Below are 19,894 nucleotides of genomic sequence, written 5' to 3' on the forward strand. Positions count from 1 at the left end.
GCCTGGCTTTCTTGATTATGTTTTAATAATAAGATTATTAAGAAATTATAAAATAAAAATGAAAGCATTAATCACAGTCGGTTGTAAAACAGATCATGGTGGAATCATTGTTTTAGGTGATTCGTCTTTTTTAGTGGAGGGTAAAGCAGTTCATTTAGATGGTATGACCCATTATTGTCCAAGATGTAAGGTTCAATCACGTTCAATCGCCCCTAATCAAGGTTTTTTGATTGTAGGTGAAAAAAGTATTGTTACTGTGGGTGATACTTCTACTTGTGGATCAAAATATTTAAAAAATTCTGATTTAGCTGTGATGAGTAATGGATCAGGAAGCAGTAAATCCAGTTTAAACACCACAGCACATCTCTCAAGTAGTTTTATTGCTGATAACAATCATTTTTATGATGAACAAATACAGTTAGAGAACGCTAACGGTGAACCATACGCAAATGTTGAGTATTTGGTAACGTTTGAAGATGGTTCTACACTCAATGGCACGACAGATAAAAATGGCAATACGGAGAGATTAAAAACTGTATCAGCTTTAGCAATAGTCTCTATCGATCTAATTGTTGATAGTAATTGCAACGAATCTTGTTCTTGTGGAGCATAAAAAATGGATTTTAAAATTATACCTGATTTACACGTACCAGAAATTCCAGGATTTCAGCTGCCTAATATACCCGATTTACCGTCTGGAAAATCAGTAATTAGGTTCGTCACTGATAAAATTTTAACAAATACAACGGTAAAATCTAAAGTCGTTATTCGAGAAGATAAATCAAAAAAATATAGAGGAATGACTGCTGGCGAAATATCTATGTGCAGAAAAATATTTAAAGACTCAATGGATTATAGTAAGGTTAAAATAATAAACAAAGCATTTTTACCCAAGCAGCAAGTTCCTATGACACCAAGAGGACATGCTCACTATCCTGATGGATTAACAGGATCTGATATTTATCAAGATGATTTTTCCAATCCTAAATTTCAAGAAAATCCAATCAGAGTGAATGGTAGTGATTTAAGAATAAGAGCTAAACTCACTTTCATTCATGAAATGACTCATGTGTGGCAATTTCAAAAAGGCATGAATGTATTGAGTAGAGGAGCGGTATTACAAACTTTAGAGTGGACTTTACCAGACTCAGTATATGATCCGTATGACTACAGCTTAACAAAAGATACTGACTTTAAAAAATTGAATCCCGAACAACAAGCGAATATAGTCGCTGATTATTTTGGAATAATTGAAGGTTATAATGAAATCAATTTTAGTATCGCTTGGCGGAATCACAGAAATAATAATTCACAATACATTAAACAGGTTATGCAACCAATCATTAATGATCCTATAGGATATCAACTAGTCTCAAATATCTCATTAATTCCTGTAGTCCCACTTCTTTTTTTACTTTATTGAAGCATATAGCAATGAAATATATAACTTTTTTAAGCATATTATTAGCCTCAATAGCAATAAGTGGCTGTAAAGAAAAAAGAGTTGATTATTTTCAATATGAAATTGTAGATAATGAGAATATTTGCTCATTGAAACATGAAGAAGTTTTTGAATCTCAAGAATTTTCAATGTTCGATACATTTTTTAGAGATATTAGTGGAAACCCTAATGATGAATTATCAGAAACTATTTATAAACAAAGTTTAAAAAATCTATCAAATAATAAAAGTAAATATATTTTTTGTTTTTCTAAAAATAATTTGAAATCAGATTTTTTAGAAACATATATTCAAGTTGAGCTAAAAAAGGGAAAAACTTTTCGGCAATACGAATTCGAAAATTATTTTTGTTTAAAAAATAATAGTTTAGTGAATTTCAAGGACAGAAAAAATGCTATAGAGTCATGTCAATAATTTTTAATTTTTTTAAAAAACAACATAATAAACCTGATACGAGATTGTTTTGATTTTATTATTTAAATCAAAACCTTAAATTACATTCAAAAGCCCAATTCACTTAAATTGAGCTTTTTTGTTGATTCTTCATGTTCCATGCCCTTTATTAAATCATTAATCCAAAGAACTTCTTAGTTAAACTTAAAATAGAACACCTTTAAAGAAATCCTTCCCCATCATAGCCACACACCTCAAAATTTTATACAATATGCCTTCCCTTCATCTGGTGCTTTTTTATGACCGCTTGGACTGCTCACGTCACTGTTGCAACAGTGGTTGAAAAAGATGGTAAATATCTGTTTGTAGAAGAACAAACAGAAGGTGTCATGCACACCGTTTTTAATCAACCTGCAGGTCATGTAGAAGCTGGTGAAACCCTTATCCAAGCCGCAGTTCGTGAAACCATGGAAGAAACAGGTCACCAAGTTGAAGTCACAGATTTATTGGGTGTATACACCTATACCCCACCTATGTTTCCAGATCGCACCTATTACCGCTTCTGTTTTTTTGCAAAATCAATCCAGTATTTTGCCGATGCAACACTAGATACAGGTATCGTAGGTGCAGTTTGGATGAGCTTAGATGAGCTGTTAGAAACGGCGCGCGCGCGTAGTCCTTTGGTCATCAAAGCCATTCAAGATGCCCAATCAGGACAAAAATTTCCTTTATCGCTCGTTTATGAGCACCAAAATTCTCCCTTAATTTCAAATTTGGATGCCTAATCCTATGCAACAACGTGTCATCGTCGGTATGTCAGGTGGTGTAGACTCATCTGTCTCTGCGGCTTTATTACTTCAACAAGGATATCAAGTTGAAGGTCTTTTCATGAAAAACTGGGAAGAAGATGACGGCACAGAATACTGCACGGCTATGGATGATCTTGCAGATGCGCAAGCCGTCTGTGATCGTATCGGCATCAAATTACATACAGCCAACTTCGCAATGGAATATTGGGATCGTGTATTTGAGCACTTCTTGGCTGAATATGCTGCGGGGCGCACCCCAAACCCAGATATTTTATGTAATAAAGAAATTAAGTTCCGTGCATTCCTCGATCATGCCATGAAATTGGGCGCGGACTTCATCGCAACAGGACACTATGCTCGTCGCGGTGAAACCATGACCAACTCTAAAGGTGAGCAATATGCGCCTTTACTCCGTGGCGTGGATAACAACAAAGACCAAACTTATTTCTTACATGCCGTTCATGGTCGTGAAATTAACAAGACCTTGTTCCCTGTGGGTGAGATCGAAAAGCCTCAAGTTCGTAAAATTGCTGAAGATTTAGGTCTTGCAACAGCGAAGAAAAAAGACTCTACAGGTATCTGTTTTATTGGTGAACGCCGATTTAATGACTTCTTGAAGCAATATTTACCTGCTCAACCGGGTAAAATTGTCCTCGAAGATGGTAAAGAGGTTGGTGATCATCACGGCTTAATGTACTATACGCTCGGTCAGCGTGGTGGTATTGGTATCGGTGGTATGAAAGGCGCTGAAGAAGGTGCTTGGTTCGTATTACATAAAGATATTGAAGGCAATCGTTTAGTTGTTGGCCAAGGTCATGAGCATCCCCTCATGCAAAGTACCATGTTATGGTCTGAAGCAATTGATTGGGTTGCAGGTGAGCAAGAGATTCCAGAAAATGGTTTCCGTTGCACAGCGAAAACTCGCTATCGACAACCTGATCAAGCATGTGTCTTATTTAATGACCCAAATGCACCGCAAGGTGTACGTGTAGAATTTGATGAACCTCAACGTGCTGTTACGCCAGGACAAAGCGTTGTGTTTTACGCGGATGAAGTTTGTTTAGGTGGCGGTGTGATTCATCATACTAATGCGCCTAAACCTGATTTTATTTAAAGGAATTTTCAGGCATGACAGAGTTACCGTTCCAGCAGCTTCAGACTCTGAATGATCGTCAAAACAGAGCTTTGGCTTTGGCAGCAGTATTTCAATCGACTCAGCTGACACATATGACAGCCATTGCAGGTCGACAAAATATTGGCGAAAACGGTAACTTCTATTTAGAACAATTAATTAAGGCGAGTTTAAATATTCGCCCTACTTCCAATAAGAATTGTCAAACCTTAGATTTTTTTAACCAGCTTGCAGATATTTCTCTGGGATTAAAAACATTAGAAAGTAGCATCACCCAACCATTCAATACTGCACCAAAATCAAGAATACCTAAATTTGCCAATGCAAAACTTCCAATGTCCTATGCGATGGCATTATTACATTTAGAAAAGAAAGTATATAGCAACCCAAATTTCGTAGAAACTATTGAAAAATCACAAGAAAAAATACTAAAGCAACTCTCCTTTTTTGATCATAATTATCTACATCCAAGTATTCTTGCAAACCTTGCTCAAACCTATGTCGAAACTGCAGGACAGATTAATCCTCGCATTATGGTGAAAGGCAATGCAGAAGCTTTTAAGGATTCTTCGCACACCAATCGTATTCGTGCTTCATTGTTTACAGGTTTACAGATGGCGCATTTATGGCGTCAGTCAGGTGGAAGTTCATGGAGCATGATCTTCACCAAACGCAAGTTACTGAAAGATATTCAAGATCTCGCTCGTTTACAGTTTCAGGTAGTTTAACCTGATGTATATCGAGTTCTGTTTTACGTTTCATTCCAAAGTTTAAGGAATTGCTATGAACGCTTTAACCGCACTTTCTCCATTAGATGGTCGCTATGCTAGCAAATGTGATGCTTTGCGCCCTTTCCTCTCTGAGTTTGGTTTAATCCATGCTCGTGTGACTGTTGAAGTGCGCTGGTTACAAGCACTTGCAAATCGCCCAGAAATTACTGAAGTGCCAGCTTTTTCTAACGAAACAAATGTAGCTTTAGATGCAATCGTTGCAAATTTCTCTGAAGACGATGCTAACCGTATCAAAGAAATCGAACGCACAACCAACCACGATGTAAAAGCGGTTGAATATTTTTTAAAAGAGAAAATTGCAAACATTGATGAACTTAATAATGCGGGTGAATTCATTCACTTTGCTTGTACATCTGAAGACATCAACAACTTGTCTCATGCACTCATGCTAAAAAGCGGTCGTGAAGTACTAGCTACGTCTATGCAACAAATCGTGGACTCAATTGTTGCACTTGCAGAAAAACACGCTGACCAACCAATGTTGTCTCGTACACATGGTCAAACTGCAAGCCCAACAACATTGGGTAAAGAAATGGCGAACGTGGCATACCGTCTTGCACGACAAATCAAACAATTCAATAATGTTGAGCTTCTAGGTAAAATCAATGGTGCGGTAGGTAACTATAATGCTCACCTTTCTGCTTACCCTGAAATTAACTGGCCTGCTCACTCGCAAGCATTTGTTGAATCTTTAGGTTTAACGTTTAACCCGTATACAACTCAAATTGAGCCGCACGACTACATGGCTGAATTGTTTGATGCGCTTCGCCGTTTCAACACAATTCTCATCGATTTCAACCGTGATGTTTGGGGTTATATCTCTCTTGGTTTCTTCAAACAAAAATTAAAAGAAGGCGAAGTTGGTTCTTCAACAATGCCACACAAAGTAAACCCAATCGACTTTGAAAACTCTGAAGGTAACTTGGGTATTGCTAACGCAGTCCTTGCTCACCTTGGTGAAAAGCTTCCAATCTCTCGCTGGCAACGTGACTTAACTGACTCTACTGTTCTTCGTAACATGGGCGTTGGTTTTGCACAAAGCTTGATCGCATTTGAAGCTTGCTTGAAAGGTGTGGGCAAACTTGAATTGAATGCCGACCGTATTCTTGAAGACTTAGACAACGCTCAAGAAGTTCTTGCTGAACCAATTCAAACAGTAATGCGTCGTTATAACGTTGAAAAACCATACGAAAAACTTAAAGCCCTTACTCGTGGTCAAGCAATGACTCGCGAAATGATGGTGAATTTTGTAAATGGTAACGAATTAGAAGCTGTTCCTACAGCAGATCGTGCACGTCTTGCTGAAATGACACCTGCATCGTATACAGGTAATGCTGCTGAGCAAGCGAAACAAATTAAAGATTTGATTGCTAAAATCTAAATAGTATTAAATAAAAAAGCGAAGCTTAGGCTTCGCTTTTTTTGTATGAGATTCATCAAATGTTTCAATAAAAATCATGCTTCATCAGGACAGTAACGTATAAAGTCAGTTCTTAGCTTTTCTAATTCATCACCAGTTAAAACATCGCTATAGTAAATATAATGAGTCACTTGAGCATATTGAATGTCATGCCTAAACATCATTCCTCGAAGTGATACTGAGATCTCTTCAGGAAAGTCATCCAAAGTAAGCTCTTCAAACTCATAATGAAAATATGCATTTTGCTGTGCAAGAAAAGCAGCTGAAACCGTCATAATAAAAACTCAAAATAAATCATATTCTAACTGATCATCCATGATTGCAATGAGCTATTGATATAAACAACTATTTATAAAAATATTGCGATCTGCAGCTTATTCTCAGGATTGATCCATTACAATCATATGAAGAAATTAATCAAATCAACATATAACAAAATGCACTACAAAAAATTTACTCCTAAACACCACCTCGTATTCTTCATTTTCATAATGGTGCTGATCTTGGCAAGTATAAAGCCTCTTGAATATGCTTCTTATGGCTTACATCAACTTGGCACAGCTTTAATGCTGGTGTTTTTGATCTATATACAAAAGAAAGTTGGTTTGAGTTTTATCGCATTTTCTCTCTATATTGGATTTCTGATCATTCATATTCTTGGGGCACACTATTTATATTCGTATGTTCCCTATAATGAATGGTTGATGCACAACTTCGGCATAGATTTAAATGCACAGATGGGTTGGGAGCGAAATATGTATGATCGCTTGGTCCATTTTGCCTATGGTCTACTTCTCTATCCTTTTTTCCTGAGGATCATTCAATTCTATTTACCCCAATTATCTGAACGAGTACTTTTTCTTATTGTGGTTCAGTTTGTCATGGCCACCAGTCTCATTTACGAATGGATTGAATGGTTAATTGCGATTAATCTTTCCCCTGAGGCAGCAGAAAATTATAATGGTCAACAAGGTGATATTTGGGATGCCCATAAAGATATGCTGTTCGCAACACTTGGGTCCATGATCACAGGAATAGTGATGTTATATCGAAAATTAGACTCTCGACCATACAAATGATAAATCATAAAAAAAGCCAATCATTAGATTGGCTTTTTTTTATTTCATCGAATTTAAAGTTTAGGATCACGTAGTTGCACTAAGTTCGCATTAGTTTTGACTAAAGTGTCCATAACTTTATTCATCACAGCAGGAATCAAACTGTCCGCCATTTGTGCCGCTTGCAGTCCTAATTTCTCACCTAAGGTAGGTTTACGGCGAGTTTGAATCAAGTAAACATCATGCACTGTCAATAAACTTAATAAATACTCATCCGAGGTTTGAAGCTTATCAACCAAATTCAAATCTAATGAATCTTGACCGTACCAATGTTCACCTGTTGCTACTTTTTCAACATTTAACTGTGGACGATATTTTTCAACAAAATGCTTGAACAATGCATGCGTTTGTTGCAACTCTTCTTCAAACTTTGCTTTACCCTCTTCCGTATTTTCACCAAACATGGTCACGGTACGTTTATATTGACCCGCAGTATAAAGCTCAAAATCAACATTATGTTCTTTAAGTAAACGATTAAAATTAGGCACTTGAGCAACAACGCCAATTGAACCAATCACTGCAAATGGAGCAGAAATAATTTCGTTACCGATACATGCCATCATATATCCACCACTTGCTGCGACTTTATCAACACAAATGGTTAAATGAAAACCAGCATCGCGCAGACGCACCAATTGAGCAGCCGCAAGTCCATAACCATGTACCATCCCACCTGGACTTTCCAAACGAACTACGACACGATCACGCCCTGCTTTAGCAGTCGCCAAAATCAAGGTGATTTCTTCACGAAGATTTTCTACAGCTGAAGCTGCCATGTCACCTTTAAAATCAATTACATATACTTTCTGATTATTCTTTTTACGCGTGCGTGCTTCTTTTGAAAACTGCTGAGACAACTGCAGAAGTTCAAGTTTAGATGCAGTACTTTGCGCAATTTTTTTTCGTTGTTCATTAATACGCGCATTTAAGTGAGTGACTCGAATTTCGGCAGGAAGTTTCGGCAAATGAAATAACATATAAATTCACATCTCTATAATTCATCTTTATGAGGATAACATGAGGTCAAAATAGACAAATTTCAATAGCTTTATTGAAATGTTCTGCCAATCATAGGATCAATTTGATCAACAATCGGCATAAAAAGTAGATACGTTATGTATACTAATTCGTTAAAAATTATCGAACCGATGAGCATCCACGCATCATCTCATGATTGATATCTATCTTTATAATCAATTAGAGACTCTTATATGATTTCAGAGTGAATAAATTGAATTATATTAGTAAAATAATTATTAAAATCAATATCTTAATACTAATTACTTAACTTCTTAAACTTTTCTAAAATGCGTTTTCAAGCGCCAAATTGTGTCGTATCAACATATATTTTTAACTGATTTTTTGGCATTATGGTTGCAGACAGTAATGATGAATAATGATAAATGACTCAAATGCGTTGGCTGGAACTGTTATCAACAGTTCGATTTGGTAGTTCAAAACAAAATACAGAACAAGCACGTAGCCCCTTCCATAAAGATTACGATCGTATTATTTTTTCGCAGAGTTTTAGGCAACTTAACCGTAAAACTCAAGTTCACCCCCTGACTCAACATGATGGCATTCATACGCGTCTAACACATTCCCTTGAGGTTTCTTGTATAGGACGCTCTTTGGGAATGCTGGCAGCTGAAAAAATTCGTGATGAGTTACCTATGTGGATCTCTCCTGCAGATGTCGGTGCAATTATTCAAGCAGCTTGTCTTGCACACGATATTGGTAATCCCCCTTTTGGTCATGCAGGTGAGTACGCTATTCGAGAATGGTTTGATGATGCATCACACGGCGACTTTTTATCCAGTTTAACCCCTGAACAGCAGGCTGATGTTCGTCAGTTTGAAGGCAATGCTCAAGGTCTTCGTTTACTCACGAAAATTGACTATCACCCTAATGACGGTGGAATGCGCCTCACTTACGCAACCTTAGGAGCTTACTTAAAGTACCCATGGCTTTCTAAAACCATTGACTCTCAAGGAAATACGCCTGCCAGTAAACGAGCTAAGTTTGGTTGCTATCAATCTGAAAAAGAAATTTTGCAACAAATTGGTCAGCAATTGGGTCTTATACAATATGGTGAATATCATTTCTGTCGCCATCCACTCACCTATTTACTCGAAGCTGCGGATGATATTTGTTATGCCCTGATCGATTTAGAAGATGGCATTATTCTTAACATGCTCAGCTATGAGCAAGTCGAGCCTATTTTCTTAAATCTGCTTGGTGACTATGGCACGCCTGCTGAACTTGCAATGCCATACACCACGTGGCAACAAAAGATTGCAGCATTGCGTGGTCGTGTGATGAAACGCTTGGTTGATGAAGTCACTTCCGCTTTTGCTAAACATCATTTTGAAATTTTGTCAGGACAGCTTAAAGGTAGTTTGCTCCAATATTGCTCGCCCGATATCGAAGCAGGAATTGATTGTGCAAAGAATTTAGCGCGGGAAAAAATCTTTGAGCATCCTCAAAAATCTGGTTTAGAAATCATTGCACATCAAAGCTTACAGCACATACTAGATGCCTTTATTCCACTTACAACACCCAACAAAATTCATAACTTTAAGGAAGGACGTTTACTCTCTATTATCTCAGGCTTAGGTGTACGTTTTAGTGATGATCACTATGACAATATCATGCAAGTCTTAGATGTGATCTCAAAATTTTCGGATCATCAGGCTTATCATTTGGCACAGGAACTTCAAGGGAATAAAGTTGGATTTTTATAAACCTTAAATTTAGTGTTCAGGAAAAGAGCATAAAGTGTTTTTTGATTTTGCGTTCTGAAGCAATGAACACTACTATGCTGACATAGTGAATTTAACATCGACAAATAAGTGAAATAATTGAATGATTGGATGTCTTATTGGTGAAGTGCTTGCTTTAGAAGCACCAACAGTTTTATTGAATGTAAATGGTGTTGGTTATGAGGTTGATACACCTCTCTCAACATTTTGCCAATTACAGAAAGGACAAAAAGTCACATTGTGGACGCATTTGGCTGTACGTGAAGATGCCCAATTACTGTATGGATTTTCCAACGCACAAGAAAAAAGTATTTTCCGCACTTTACTTAAAGTGAACGGCGTTGGTCCCAAAATGGCATTGGGTATTCTCTCAACACTCAGCGTAGACATGCTCATTCATACCGTTGAACATGAAGATGTAAATACTTTAGTCAAAGTTCCAGGTGTTGGTAAAAAGACTGCAGAGCGTTTGATGATTGAACTTCGAGATCGCTTTAAGGCGCTTGCAACTCAGCCATCCACATCAAACTCTACAACAGCGCAAATTCAATTTACGGGTAACTCCGCTGTCGCTGAGGCTGAAGCTGCTTTACAGTCATTAGGTTACAAGCCACTAGAAGCGCAAAAGTTAGTCAATGCCGTTAAAGGTGACTTCACTGAGGCATCCGATATTATCCGTGCTGCTTTAAAATCGATGAATAAATAAGATCTCATATTATGCAAGACCGTATTATCAGTGGTTCTGAAAAACCAGAAGATCATTTTGATCGTGCCATTCGACCAACATCATTAGATGATTATATTGGTCAACCTGTTGTGCGTGAGCAGATGGAAATTTTCATTGGTGCAGCTCGTGGACGTGGTGAAGCTTTAGACCATACCTTGATTTTTGGTCCTCCGGGTTTAGGTAAAACCACTCTTGCTAATATTATCGCGCGTGAAATGGGTGGTAATTTAAAATCCACCTCAGGTCCTGTCTTAGAGCGCGCTGGTGATTTGGCAGCAATGCTCACTAACTTAGAAGAAGGTGACGTTTTATTTATTGATGAGATTCACCGTCTCTCTCCAGTGATCGAGGAAATCCTTTATCCCGCGATGGAAGATTACCAACTGGATATTATGATTGGTGAAGGTCCTGCTGCGCGTTCAATTAAGTTAGATTTACCACCATTCACTTTAGTCGCTGCGACTACTCGTGCCGGTTTATTGACCTCTCCGCTTCGAGATCGTTTTGGTATCGTCCAACGATTAGAGTTCTATTCGGTTGAAGATTTGACCCATATCGTGACTCGTTCTGCAAATCTGATGGATGTTCCAATCACAGAAGCTGGTTCGAAGGAAGTGGCTCGTCGTTCTCGTGGTACGCCTCGTATCGCAAACCGTTTACTGCGTCGTGTACGTGACTATGCGCAAGTGAAAGGTACAGGTGAGGTCACACAAGAAATGGCGCAACGTGCGCTTGATATGTTGAATGTGGACAAGGATGGTTTAGATACACTCGACCGCCGTTATTTATCCATGTTATTAGAACGTTTTGATGGTGGTCCTGCAGGTGTTGAAGCTCTAGCAGCGGCAATGGCAGAAGATTCAGGCACGCTTGAAGATGTAATCGAACCTTATTTAATCCAGCAAGGTTATGCGATGCGTACTGCTCGTGGTCGTATTGCAACGAATCAGGCATATTTACAGTTTGGGATGACACCACCTGAACCAAAAGATAAGTAAATAAAAAAAGCAGCTTAGGCTGCTTTTTTCTGATTTGAGATAACTTTCATCTGTTTGCTAATCCTTCTCTTGATTTTAGATACTGCTTGTAAGATTGTTTTCTCGTTAAATTCTTCTATCTCTTCAACTGATTAGCATTTATTCAATAAACCTAAGAATTTTTTCGAAGCTTTCTTATGATTACCTAATGTTTCAGGAACATCTCCTTCATCTAACTCTTTCCTTTTATCAAAAAATAACTCATTAAAAGTGTCACCGAATAAAATTAACTCTTTATGACTTGGTTCTATATCCTCATCAAGAATTTGAGCTAACTTATGGAAAGATAAAATTGCTTTAGAATGTAATGCTTTAATATTACTTAAAGCCCTTACAGACAAGATACTGAGCGATGTTCTGTTTGTTTTATCCATTTCAAAATATTCTTGCTCATACATTTCTGTTTCATAAATCAACTCAGTAATTGCCGCTAAATAATCAGATGAAAACTCTCTAAATAAATTATTCCATTCTTGTTTTCTTTTCCATTCAAACTCAAGTTCAAGACGATTATTTTGACTCTCTATTAACTCTCTGTTCGCTTTTATCTGTTGCTTTGTGGACATATATACAATGAATGCTGTCACGATAAATGATAATCCAGTAATCCAAATCGCTGTGGTATCAGTCGAACTTACATTCAAATCCAAAGGAATTTTCTGCGTTTCAGGATTAACTTGAATACTGGCCGTATATAAAGACTGTTGAGGTACAGTCCATGGAAGTTGAATCATGACATCTTGATTATGCTTAAGTTCTTCTTCAACGCCCATTAGCTCCCCCACAACTATTAAAATAATTATTTAAAATGAATAATTTACAAATAATAACAACTTTAAATCTATGGATAAAGCATTAAAAATCAATGCTTCATAGTTACTATACTTTTCATGTATTTCGATATACCTGTTAAGTTTTGCAACCATCAGAAGTGAATGAGAAGCTCCTAAAACTTTAGGATTTTTAGGACATTGAGTTCATGATCTCACTTAGGCTATTTTCTGTTTGTACCCTCTTGCCCCTTTGTTCAACCTTGAGTTTTGCAGATTGGGTTGATGACGGTGTAAACGCGGTTGAACAACATACCATCAAATTAAGACAACACATTCACCAACATCCCGAACTCGGCAATATGGAATTTAAAACCTCGGCTCTAGTTCAAAAAGAATTAAAAAAATATGGGATTGAAGTTCGCACAGGCTATGCCAAAACAGGTGTAATCGGAATTCTTAAAGGTGCAAAACCTGGCCCAGTGATGGCATTACGTGCAGATATGGATGCATTACCAATCGAGGAAAAAACAGGACTTTCTTTTGTGAGTAAAGCAAAGGCAACCTATCAAGGTAAAGAAACGCCAGTGATGCATGCCTGTGGACATGATGCTCACACAGCAATGTTACTCGGCGCTGCAAAAGTGCTTTCGGAAAATAAAGATAAAATTGCAGGTACTGTTGTGTTTGTCTTCCAACCAGCTGAAGAAGGTGGAGCAGATATTGATAACTTTAGCCATGGCGATCAAATTGGTTCACGCAAGATGATCGCTGATGGGGCTTTAAAAAATCCTAAGCCTGAAGTGATCTTCGGTATGCATGTTATGGCAGGTATGCCAAGCGGTCATATTTTCTATAAAGATGGCACTATTTTAAACAGTGCAGATCACTTGCGCATTCAGGTCAGTGGAAAACAAGTTCATGGTTCTATGCCATGGCTTGGACGCGATCCCATTTATGCTTCATCTCAAATGATTAGTAATATGCAGAGTTTGATCAGCCGTCGTGCAGATTTAACCAAAGGTATGGGGGCAATCAGTATCGGCAGTATCCAAGGTGGAACGGTAGGAAATGTGATACCAGAGCAAGTCAATATGGTTGGCACGATTCGATCAAATAATGAAGAAGTCCGCCAGAATATTCTCAAGGATTTACCAAAGCTCATCGAACATAATGCTCATGCAAATGACGTAAAAGCCAAAGTAGAAATTGCCGCTTATGCCCCCGTCACCACGAACGATAAAACACTAACTCAACTCATCGCGCCCTCACTTGTGAAAGTTCATGGCGAAGATAAATTACATGTGCTCGAGAACAATGCGAGTGCAAGTGAAGACTTTGCCTATTATGGTCAACTTATGCCTTCATTGTTCATTTTCATTGGTGCAACACCTCAAGATCAAGAGATGAGTAAGGCTGCACCCAATCATAACCCTCAATTTATTGTAGATGATGCGACATTAAAAACTGGCGTTGAAAGCCACATTCGTTTTGTGATGGACTATCCGACTATTGCACAACAAGTTCAAAAAGACTGGATAAAAACACACAATAAGGCTTAAATCATTTTAATAGTAAGTTGAATTAAGGAGAGTCTAGAACGATAATTCTTGACTCTTCTCAAATACATATTTTATTGAAATGCAAATTTCATTATTTCATTAAATTTCAATCGTACTTTTTATCTAATAAATGAAATGATGAAAACCACAAATCTAAAAAAAATAAACAAGTGATTGATTTTTTTAAAAAATAAACATGGTACAACTATTGCAATATTCCTAATCAATTTCAAAGTAATGAAATTGACTATATTTAAAGGAATAAATTTGATGAAAAAAACAATACTCTGTACCAGTTTGGCCTTTACGGTAAGCACCGCAATTTCTGCCTCACCTTTACTTTCACACGACAAGTATATGCGGTTTGGTATTACCCAGATTGAAGCAGACAAACATCCTGGCCTGTTATTTAACAGTGTTGAAACCTCAATTGGTGAAAGTTATCGACCAACCCTAGCCATGGGGCTATTCCTCAGTGACAACATCAGCCTAGATTTATTAGCTGGTATCCCGCCACAACATAATTTTTATGGTGATGGAGTCAAACTAGGCAGCACCAAATATCTGCCACCCACCTTGAGTCTCCAGTACCATTTCAAACCCAAAGGTAATATCAATCCTTATCTAGGCATCGGTTACAACTATGTCTATTTTTATGATACTGACAGCACAGATGGTTCAGATGTTGATCTGTCCAATTCACATGGCATCACGTTTAACGCCGGCCTAGAATATTTCATCAATAATAAAATTAGTCTAGGTTTTGATTATCGTTATGTCAAAGTAGACAGCGATGTGAAAATCAATGGTGTGGATGCAGGTAATCTCAAAATTGATCCAAGACTCTACAGCCTTACACTGGCTTATCATTTTTAAATCATTCAATAAAAAAACAGCCATTTGGCTGTTTTTTTATGTTCACCTATCAGGCACTTAGATATGTTTAAATAGTGCTGAACGTGATTGATCCGATGCGCCATCGACCGCACTGAGAAAGCGTTCTGTATGAATATCTCGTTCAAACAGACGACTTTGCATTAGCGTGGAAATCGCAGCGTCAATCATGAGGGGTGGACCGCACAAATAAGCTTTATGACCAGAACATTTATTTTCAAAATAATCTGCTACGGCTTCATGTACAAATCCGGTAAATCCATCCCATTGATCTTCGGGCTTAGGGGCATTCAAGGCTGGTACATAACGGAAATTCGGATATTGTTTTACCCAACCTTCAAATATTTCACGGTTATACAGTTCTGCAACATCACGTGCACCTTGGAATAAATAAATGGTACGGTTATCACCTTGTTCTAATAAATCTTGAATCATTGATTGAGGGCTAGATAGGCCCGAACCACCTGCGATAAAAATCACATCCTTCGTATCAGACTTGCGTACAAAGAATTGCCCATACGGTCCGGAAATTTCTAGCTGGTCGCCAGTCTTTAATGATTCATGGACATAAGTAGTCGCTGCGCCACCCGGTACTTGGCGGATATGTAATTCAACAATACCTTCCTCACTTGGGGAGTTGGCAATCGAAAAGGCGCGTGTACCTTCAATTCCAGGGAACCGAATATTGATGTACTGACCAGCTTGGAATTGCATTGGACGATCTAAGGCTAAACGCACGCCTTTAATCGTCGGTGAGAGATCTTTGATTTCAATCACTTCAGTCTGAAAATCCTCAACCAGATAGCCAAGGAAATCTTCATCTTCATCCACATCCGCTTCAATGACCATATCTGATTCTGGTTTGCAGCAACATGCGAGAACTTTATTTTCTTCACGCTCAATGTCCATTAATGCAAATGGAGATGCTTCACCGACATCATAGTATCCGTCGGTTACTTGTACCTTACAGGTACCACAGGTGCCATGACCACAGGCAAATGGAAGCCATACACCCTGCCGTAAAGCTGCATCCAAGATGGTTTGATCTTCCTCTACTTCGATGGTGGTTCCAATCGGTTCAATCGTGACTTGATAACTCATTTCATCGCTCCTTAAACATGACGATGCTGGTAGCCATCCAGCCCAGGTGTTACGAAGCGCAATAGTGATTTATGTCCGATATTTTGGCTCGCCAGACTTTGGTCCAGCTGTGGCTGGAATGGTTGACCATCTAACAAATATTCGACTTTTGACCAATCAATTTCAGTAAATTCAGGATGTTGGTGGAAACCACCTTGTATTTGTTGATCAATTAAATCCTGAAAGCTTTGCTGTGGAGATGCCAACATGGCATGTGCCGCACAGTATAAGGTGTGATGATCCCATCCCACATAAATCAGAATGTTGTCGCCATAATGTTTTTGTAGATCACGAGGTTCAAAATCATATTGGTTGTTAATCGCTTTTACTGGCATATCCCTAAACTCCTAAATTCCATGATGAAGGTGGATAGCCCTTTGATGGACTATCCAAACATTCGACTTAAGCCACACCTTTCCATTTCTTCCAACGTGCTTGATCTGGAGAACCTTCGATATCTAAATTATCGGCACCGACATTAAAGCGGTAATATTCGCGCAACATCACTTCCAGATCAGGGCCACCACAATTACCTTGCAAAATTTGATTCACGGGTAACCACGCTTGAACATACTTTTCTGGTTCTCGTTCGAAAATGTCATGACAACCATCTGAACAAGTGTGATAACGCTCGCCTTTATAGACACTGCTGCGGTAACTGAACATGGTCTGATCGCCATCCATTTCAGTAAAAGTCATCGGTACCTGACAGATTTGGCACAGCTGTGGCAAGCCCGCACTATAGAAACGTTTACCTTCCGCTTCCATCTTACGTGCCAACTCCCAGCGTGGACGGTAATACTTGTCAAAAGTGTCTGGATATTTTTCTGATAACCAATCCATTTCTTCATCAGTTGGAATCCAAGTGTGGAAGCCAGCCGCATGACCAAAGTTATAGAAAATCCACCATGCTTGATGCGAGACATGCTCTTTTTCTTTTTCAATGACTTCAGAATATTTAGGCATACGAATTCCGTAGCGGCTCAAGTCTTTAAAGAGTGCACCACCCGCTTCTTCAAAATAAGTTTCCCATGCTTCTTTCCATGACATAACTTTGTTTGGCAGCATGTAATCCATCATCATGCCGACAATTGATAGTAATCGAGTGCCACGCCAGAACCACTTATCAATCCACTCCTGTACGATCGGTACGTTGTCTTCATGCTGTTCCAGTAGGAATTTGACAATTTCCAGTCCTAGTGTCATATGACGAGCTTCATCTGACTGCGCGCTAAAGCCGAATGTGACGGTTGCCATATCGCCGTTATGGGCAGCACCAGACATGAAGGGTACAAACAGCAAGTTGGTCAACACATATTCAAAGGCAAAACTGATAGCCAGTAAGAATTCAAATGGGCCTGCAGAACGCGCATCTTCAAAGAATGATTTAGGTACAGACAAATACCAAACGCGGTCATGCATGTGTGACCAATCTTGGAAGCCATCAAAGAATTTGTTGTAATGGCTCATCGCATGAATCTGCGTTTGCACATGACGCAGTTCATCAATGGACTGCATTTGGGACGCAATACGTGCACCCACACCACTGAACTGACGTCCTACATGGGCATAACCTTGGAAGGCTTGATATTCCAATGGCGTTACAGCAGTTAAAAACAGTTTAATGGCATTTAAATAGCGTTCGTTGGTGACATTCAACTGACCATTATTTTGTGCAAAAGCATCAAAAATTGCGTACAGCTTTTTCTCTTTTTCTGCTTGATATTTCCAGTAGGCATCCATGGTTAGACGGAATGGATCTTCCCATTTCGACCAATCCGTAATTTTAATGCCTTCAAATTCTTCATAAGGAAATGCTTCTTTACGGTCTGCATAGGAAAATTCCCAGTCCAGATCACGCGTGAGTGCACGGTAACGGTCTTTGGCATTCAGTTTTTTGCCAATTGCATTAATTTTAGAATTCATATCTAAGGTCCTTTATTCTTTTGATATACCGCTTCAATGCGGCACATTGACGCTTACTATTTTTTAATTCCAGTGTAGACGGAACGTATCGTCATCTTCTTCAACGTTGCCGCCCAATGTGATCATGTTGAGCTGTAAAGATTGAATATCCCATTCTTGGCCCAATTTTTCCGAAACCGTTTCTGCACGAACAATCAGACCTTTTTCACTTTCTACGCGAATCATGGCCGGTAAATACTGAATGGTGGCGTCAGGATTATCTTCTTCAATCGCTTCAATGATGTAACGTGAGGTATCATTATCTTGTAATGCCAAATACACTTTAGACATGCTGCTTCTCCTTAAGCCTGTGCCACTTGTTCGAGATCTATTCCAATTTTTTTACTGCGCTCCAGCAGTTTTTGTTCAGCTATATCTATTGCGTCACTAGCTAACGCTTTTTCAGCCCAAGGTGTAAATGCCGCTTTGACTTGTGGTAGGTATTCCGCCAGCCATTGACTTAACAATCGTTTATTTTCAATTGATTCTGCTGCCGCTGTTTTGAGTACGCTGTCTGACCATTTACGTAGATCTGTTAAGGCTTCATGCATAAATTCGGTGAGCATCGCGAGATCCCGAGCTTGGTGCTCTGCTAACCATTGATCAAACTGGGTATAGACCAGTTCAGCCATAAAACTGTCTATCACTAGGTTTTGTAGTAAAAATAGTTTGAAATAGTCTTGTTCAGTCAGACTTTGTTCACACAGCTTACGTAGTCCTTGCCAAGCTGTATCGTTCATCCATGCCTGTTTTGCAGGTATTAACGACTCCCCAGTTCCACCATCCAAGGCTAAACCTACACGAGAAATATATTGCGCCATGCCAAGACGATCCATCGCCGCATAAATACATGCTTGGGTCAGTACCGTGCCATAGCCATAAGCACTGCCTGACATCATGTGCAGGTTGGCGGTTTGCTCCAAATGACGGAATGGAATAAACAACGTGATTACTTTTTCACGGACTTCTTCAGAAATATGTACAGCCAGCTGACGCTTCTCAAAAAAGTTAAAATTAGCTTCGGCAGTATCTTGTAAACGGGCGCGATGTTGCACATATGTCCCATAATAAAACTGACGTGGATCCTTAAATGCATACCAGTCCTGCATCACAATAGCTGTATGCGTTTTATCATTCAGTGTTTTCTCAGGTTTCCATAATGGTCGGTAATGGAAGTTGGTTTCAGCCTGAATATCAAAACTGACTTCCTGATAGCGGGTTGCAGGTTTATTACCAAAACGGCGTTCAATATAGGCATAACTCTGGCGTATTGGTTCAATACTAGATGTTTTAATTTCAAGTGACATGGCTATCTCCTTAAGCTATTTCTAAAGATCTTCTTGATCTGGGATATATCGCTGTGCATTGACTAAAGTGACTTCAGTCCCATAGCGCCATTTTTGTTCTTCCTCATCATTTCTGGTTTTCTGTTCTTCAGTCATCTCGACGACTTGATTGGTCTCACAAAACTGTATAAAAGCTTCACGAGGTAGCACCAGTTCGACAAACAGACTTGGATCGTGAATAGCGAAATCAAATTCAACAAATTTAGCATCACGGTCACCCGTCACCCGGATATATTTGGTGAGTTGTGGCATCCCTATTTGATTTGTCATGACTAAGAATCCTTCTTGCTGGACAAACTTCCTTCCACATACATATATCAATTAGTGTGCCAACTTTTTAAGTTTTTGATTTATATAAGTTTTATTATATTTGGTGTCTTTTTTTGAAGTTTTGATTTCATCAAATGATGAACACAATTAAAAAAAAATTTATCAAATGATGAAAGACTATTTTCAACTCTTTTTTTTATAAATATCCATCTGGCATTTTCATGCACTTTATGTACAGTATGATGATATGTATAAATTTTGAGTTCGTTATTAGTACACAAGTAATGAAAAAGTGCT

The 19,894-nt window shown here is 38.6% G+C and carries 22 protein-coding genes; 13 read left to right on the forward strand and 9 right to left on the reverse strand.

The window, feature by feature from the left end; translation table 11 throughout:
- Nucleotides 1-58 precede the first annotated feature (58 nt).
- The 7 genes from FTV17_RS04715 to purB all read left to right on the forward strand — a co-directional run bounded on the left by FTV17_RS04715 (nucleotide 59) and on the right by purB (nucleotide 5,967).
- Nucleotides 59-613: a PAAR domain-containing protein gene (locus tag FTV17_RS04715; RefSeq protein WP_179998377.1), complete on the forward strand. Its 555-nt coding sequence runs from the start codon at nucleotides 59-61 to the stop codon at nucleotides 611-613.
- Nucleotides 614-616: 3 nt separating this feature from the next.
- The gene (locus FTV17_RS04720; protein ID WP_179998378.1) at nucleotides 617-1,423 is read left to right on the forward strand and encodes a hypothetical protein; all 807 of its coding nucleotides are present in this window, start codon (nucleotides 617-619) and stop codon (nucleotides 1,421-1,423) included.
- An 11-nt stretch (nucleotides 1,424-1,434) separates the two neighbouring features.
- Nucleotides 1,435-1,875, forward strand: a complete 441-nt coding sequence (locus tag FTV17_RS04725; RefSeq protein WP_179998379.1) for a hypothetical protein — start codon at nucleotides 1,435-1,437, stop codon at nucleotides 1,873-1,875.
- A gap of 278 nt (nucleotides 1,876-2,153) precedes the next feature.
- Complete coding sequence (locus FTV17_RS04730) at nucleotides 2,154-2,639, forward strand: NUDIX hydrolase (RefSeq protein WP_179998380.1); 486 nt, start codon at nucleotides 2,154-2,156, stop codon at nucleotides 2,637-2,639.
- A gap of 4 nt (nucleotides 2,640-2,643) precedes the next feature.
- Nucleotides 2,644-3,777 carry a tRNA 2-thiouridine(34) synthase MnmA gene (gene mnmA / locus FTV17_RS04735; protein ID WP_035265757.1) on the forward strand — a complete coding sequence of 378 codons (1,134 nt, stop codon included), beginning with the start codon at nucleotides 2,644-2,646 and terminating at the stop codon, nucleotides 3,775-3,777.
- A gap of 14 nt (nucleotides 3,778-3,791) precedes the next feature.
- Complete coding sequence (gene hflD / locus FTV17_RS04740) at nucleotides 3,792-4,523, forward strand: high frequency lysogenization protein HflD (protein ID WP_179998381.1); 732 nt, start codon at nucleotides 3,792-3,794, stop codon at nucleotides 4,521-4,523.
- A 55-nt stretch (nucleotides 4,524-4,578) separates the two neighbouring features.
- Nucleotides 4,579-5,967 carry an adenylosuccinate lyase gene (gene purB / locus FTV17_RS04745; protein ID WP_179998382.1) on the forward strand — a complete coding sequence of 463 codons (1,389 nt, stop codon included), beginning with the start codon at nucleotides 4,579-4,581 and terminating at the stop codon, nucleotides 5,965-5,967.
- A gap of 74 nt (nucleotides 5,968-6,041) precedes the next feature.
- On the opposite strand, the gene FTV17_RS04750 is transcribed toward purB, so the two are convergent.
- Nucleotides 6,042-6,281, reverse strand: a complete 240-nt coding sequence (locus tag FTV17_RS04750) for a hypothetical protein (RefSeq protein WP_092766082.1) — start codon at nucleotides 6,279-6,281, stop codon at nucleotides 6,042-6,044.
- Nucleotides 6,282-6,443: 162 nt separating this feature from the next.
- Here FTV17_RS04750 and FTV17_RS04755 point away from each other — a divergent pair, with 162 nt between their 5' ends.
- A complete protein-coding gene (locus FTV17_RS04755; RefSeq protein ID WP_179998541.1) occupies nucleotides 6,444-7,085 on the forward strand; it encodes a DUF2238 domain-containing protein in 642 nt (213 codons plus the stop codon).
- Nucleotides 7,086-7,138: 53 nt separating this feature from the next.
- On the opposite strand, the gene sohB is transcribed toward FTV17_RS04755, so the two are convergent.
- Nucleotides 7,139-8,101, reverse strand: coding sequence for a protease SohB (sohB, locus tag FTV17_RS04760; protein ID WP_179998383.1), 963 nt, complete (start codon nucleotides 8,099-8,101; stop codon nucleotides 7,139-7,141).
- Between the two features lie 426 nt (nucleotides 8,102-8,527).
- Here sohB and FTV17_RS04765 point away from each other — a divergent pair, with 426 nt between their 5' ends.
- The 3 genes from FTV17_RS04765 (at nucleotide 8,528) to ruvB (ending at nucleotide 11,611) form a co-directional block, all read left to right on the forward strand.
- Entirely contained in the window at nucleotides 8,528-9,868 is a 1,341-nt protein-coding gene (locus FTV17_RS04765) for a deoxyguanosinetriphosphate triphosphohydrolase (protein WP_179998384.1), read from the forward strand.
- 121 nt (nucleotides 9,869-9,989) lie between these two features.
- Nucleotides 9,990-10,592 carry a Holliday junction branch migration protein RuvA gene (gene ruvA, locus FTV17_RS04770; RefSeq protein WP_179998385.1) on the forward strand — a complete coding sequence of 201 codons (603 nt, stop codon included), beginning with the start codon at nucleotides 9,990-9,992 and terminating at the stop codon, nucleotides 10,590-10,592.
- 11 nt (nucleotides 10,593-10,603) lie between these two features.
- The gene (gene ruvB / locus FTV17_RS04775) at nucleotides 10,604-11,611 is read left to right on the forward strand and encodes a Holliday junction branch migration DNA helicase RuvB (protein ID WP_179998386.1); all 1,008 of its coding nucleotides are present in this window, start codon (nucleotides 10,604-10,606) and stop codon (nucleotides 11,609-11,611) included.
- A gap of 131 nt (nucleotides 11,612-11,742) precedes the next feature.
- Here the strand turns inward: ruvB and FTV17_RS04780 are convergent, their stop codons facing one another.
- Entirely contained in the window at nucleotides 11,743-12,423 is a 681-nt protein-coding gene (locus FTV17_RS04780; RefSeq protein WP_179998387.1) for a hypothetical protein, read from the reverse strand.
- 206 nt (nucleotides 12,424-12,629) lie between these two features.
- On the opposite strand from FTV17_RS04780, the gene FTV17_RS04785 reads away from it, so the two are divergent.
- Nucleotides 12,630-13,982: an amidohydrolase gene (locus tag FTV17_RS04785; RefSeq protein ID WP_179998388.1), complete on the forward strand. Its 1,353-nt coding sequence runs from the start codon at nucleotides 12,630-12,632 to the stop codon at nucleotides 13,980-13,982.
- 270 nt (nucleotides 13,983-14,252) lie between these two features.
- Entirely contained in the window at nucleotides 14,253-14,858 is a 606-nt protein-coding gene (locus tag FTV17_RS04790; RefSeq protein WP_179998389.1) for an OmpW family protein, read from the forward strand.
- Nucleotides 14,859-14,915: 57 nt separating this feature from the next.
- Here FTV17_RS04790 and FTV17_RS04795 read toward each other — a convergent pair whose 3' ends face one another.
- The 6 genes from FTV17_RS04795 to FTV17_RS04820 form a co-directional block, all read right to left on the reverse strand.
- The gene (locus FTV17_RS04795; protein WP_179998390.1) at nucleotides 14,916-15,977 is read right to left on the reverse strand and encodes an NADH:ubiquinone reductase (Na(+)-transporting) subunit F; all 1,062 of its coding nucleotides are present in this window, start codon (nucleotides 15,975-15,977) and stop codon (nucleotides 14,916-14,918) included.
- 11 nt (nucleotides 15,978-15,988) lie between these two features.
- The gene (locus tag FTV17_RS04800; protein ID WP_179998391.1) at nucleotides 15,989-16,351 is read right to left on the reverse strand and encodes a phenol hydroxylase subunit P4; all 363 of its coding nucleotides are present in this window, start codon (nucleotides 16,349-16,351) and stop codon (nucleotides 15,989-15,991) included.
- A 67-nt stretch (nucleotides 16,352-16,418) separates the two neighbouring features.
- Nucleotides 16,419-17,942: an aromatic/alkene/methane monooxygenase hydroxylase/oxygenase subunit alpha gene (locus tag FTV17_RS04805; RefSeq protein ID WP_179998392.1), complete on the reverse strand. Its 1,524-nt coding sequence runs from the start codon at nucleotides 17,940-17,942 to the stop codon at nucleotides 16,419-16,421.
- Nucleotides 17,943-18,005: 63 nt separating this feature from the next.
- Nucleotides 18,006-18,272 carry an MmoB/DmpM family protein gene (locus tag FTV17_RS04810; protein ID WP_179998393.1) on the reverse strand — a complete coding sequence of 89 codons (267 nt, stop codon included), beginning with the start codon at nucleotides 18,270-18,272 and terminating at the stop codon, nucleotides 18,006-18,008.
- Between the two features lie 11 nt (nucleotides 18,273-18,283).
- The gene (locus tag FTV17_RS04815) at nucleotides 18,284-19,288 is read right to left on the reverse strand and encodes an aromatic/alkene monooxygenase hydroxylase subunit beta (RefSeq protein WP_179998394.1); all 1,005 of its coding nucleotides are present in this window, start codon (nucleotides 19,286-19,288) and stop codon (nucleotides 18,284-18,286) included.
- Between the two features lie 21 nt (nucleotides 19,289-19,309).
- The gene (locus FTV17_RS04820) at nucleotides 19,310-19,597 is read right to left on the reverse strand and encodes a phenol hydroxylase subunit (protein WP_257219887.1); all 288 of its coding nucleotides are present in this window, start codon (nucleotides 19,595-19,597) and stop codon (nucleotides 19,310-19,312) included.
- Between the last annotated feature and the right edge of the window lie 297 nt (nucleotides 19,598-19,894).

Origin of the sequence: Acinetobacter sp. YH12239 (genome assembly GCF_013417635.1) — a bacterium.
Classification (GTDB): Bacteria; Pseudomonadota; Gammaproteobacteria; order Pseudomonadales; family Moraxellaceae; genus Acinetobacter.

Coding starts and splice junctions, on each gene's coding strand:
- FTV17_RS04720 (WP_179998378.1), top strand. CDS start 617: ATGGATTTTAAAATTATACCTGATTTACACGTACCAGAAATTCCAGGA.
- FTV17_RS04790 (WP_179998389.1), top strand. CDS start 14,253: ATGAAAAAAACAATACTCTGTACCAGTTTGGCCTTTACGGTAAGCACC.
- FTV17_RS04815 (WP_179998394.1), bottom strand. CDS start 19,288: ATGTCACTTGAAATTAAAACATCTAGTATTGAACCAATACGCCAGAGT.
- FTV17_RS04715 (WP_179998377.1), top strand. CDS start 59: ATGAAAGCATTAATCACAGTCGGTTGTAAAACAGATCATGGTGGAATC.
- sohB (WP_179998383.1), bottom strand. CDS start 8,101: ATGTTATTTCATTTGCCGAAACTTCCTGCCGAAATTCGAGTCACTCAC.
- FTV17_RS04785 (WP_179998388.1), top strand. CDS start 12,630: ATGATCTCACTTAGGCTATTTTCTGTTTGTACCCTCTTGCCCCTTTGT.
- ruvA (WP_179998385.1), top strand. CDS start 9,990: ATGATTGGATGTCTTATTGGTGAAGTGCTTGCTTTAGAAGCACCAACA.
- FTV17_RS04730 (WP_179998380.1), top strand. CDS start 2,154: ATGACCGCTTGGACTGCTCACGTCACTGTTGCAACAGTGGTTGAAAAA.
- FTV17_RS04780 (WP_179998387.1), bottom strand. CDS start 12,423: ATGGGCGTTGAAGAAGAACTTAAGCATAATCAAGATGTCATGATTCAA.
- FTV17_RS04795 (WP_179998390.1), bottom strand. CDS start 15,977: ATGAGTTATCAAGTCACGATTGAACCGATTGGAACCACCATCGAAGTA.
- FTV17_RS04820 (WP_257219887.1), bottom strand. CDS start 19,597: ATGACAAATCAAATAGGGATGCCACAACTCACCAAATATATCCGGGTG.
- FTV17_RS04805 (WP_179998392.1), bottom strand. CDS start 17,942: ATGAATTCTAAAATTAATGCAATTGGCAAAAAACTGAATGCCAAAGAC.
- purB (WP_179998382.1), top strand. CDS start 4,579: ATGAACGCTTTAACCGCACTTTCTCCATTAGATGGTCGCTATGCTAGC.
- FTV17_RS04750 (WP_092766082.1), bottom strand. CDS start 6,281: ATGACGGTTTCAGCTGCTTTTCTTGCACAGCAAAATGCATATTTTCAT.
- FTV17_RS04755 (WP_179998541.1), top strand. CDS start 6,444: ATGCACTACAAAAAATTTACTCCTAAACACCACCTCGTATTCTTCATT.
- FTV17_RS04810 (WP_179998393.1), bottom strand. CDS start 18,272: ATGTCTAAAGTGTATTTGGCATTACAAGATAATGATACCTCACGTTAC.
- FTV17_RS04765 (WP_179998384.1), top strand. CDS start 8,528: ATGACTCAAATGCGTTGGCTGGAACTGTTATCAACAGTTCGATTTGGT.
- FTV17_RS04800 (WP_179998391.1), bottom strand. CDS start 16,351: ATGCCAGTAAAAGCGATTAACAACCAATATGATTTTGAACCTCGTGAT.
- ruvB (WP_179998386.1), top strand. CDS start 10,604: ATGCAAGACCGTATTATCAGTGGTTCTGAAAAACCAGAAGATCATTTT.
- FTV17_RS04725 (WP_179998379.1), top strand. CDS start 1,435: ATGAAATATATAACTTTTTTAAGCATATTATTAGCCTCAATAGCAATA.
- mnmA (WP_035265757.1), top strand. CDS start 2,644: ATGCAACAACGTGTCATCGTCGGTATGTCAGGTGGTGTAGACTCATCT.
- hflD (WP_179998381.1), top strand. CDS start 3,792: ATGACAGAGTTACCGTTCCAGCAGCTTCAGACTCTGAATGATCGTCAA.